This is a genomic window from Bacillus sp. OTU2372 (genome assembly GCF_038440275.1).
Taxonomy (GTDB): Bacteria; Bacillota; Bacilli; order Bacillales; family Cytobacillaceae; genus Neobacillus; species Neobacillus bataviensis_B.
Map to the genome: position 1 here is coordinate 1 of NZ_JASATK010000075.1, position 556 is coordinate 556.

The following is a 556-nucleotide window of genomic DNA, read 5'->3' on the forward strand; positions in this document are numbered from 1 at the left end:
CCTTGTGAAAGAGAGCTAACACTAGAAGAGAAATTTGCGAGATTAGAGGCTCAAAACAATTTATTAAAGGCAGAAAATGAACTATTAAAAAAGATACGATTTGCAGAAAGGGGGTTAAAAAGGAACCAATAACCTTACCCACTGATCAAAAGTTTATCCTTATCCGTTCAGTTATACAGGAGTATAAGTTAAAGAATATGGTGAGCTATTTATGTAACGCGGCTGGTGTTTCACGGTCTGGTTATTATAATTATTTCACTGAAGGCTCACAAAAAGTAAGAAAAGAAAAAGAAGCGAAAGATGAGAAAGTGAAGGAAATCATACTAAAAGCCTTTCATTTCAAACGTCGTAAGAAAGGGGCACGTCAAATTAAAATGACTTTGGCGAGTCAATTTAATGTTAAATACAATTTAAAACGGATTAGAAGAATCATGAAGAAATACGGTATTATTTGCCCTATTAGAAAGGCAAATCCCTATAGAAGGATGATGAAAGCCACACAAGAACATAGAGTTGTACCCAACCTTTTAAATCGGGAATTTAAGCAGGAAATCCC

Annotated in this window: 1 pseudogene; it reads left to right on the top strand. The window is 34.7% G+C overall.

What is annotated here, in order from left to right:
• Positions 1-556: pseudogene (locus AAHB15_RS29985) on the top strand (IS3 family transposase); the annotation flags it as partial.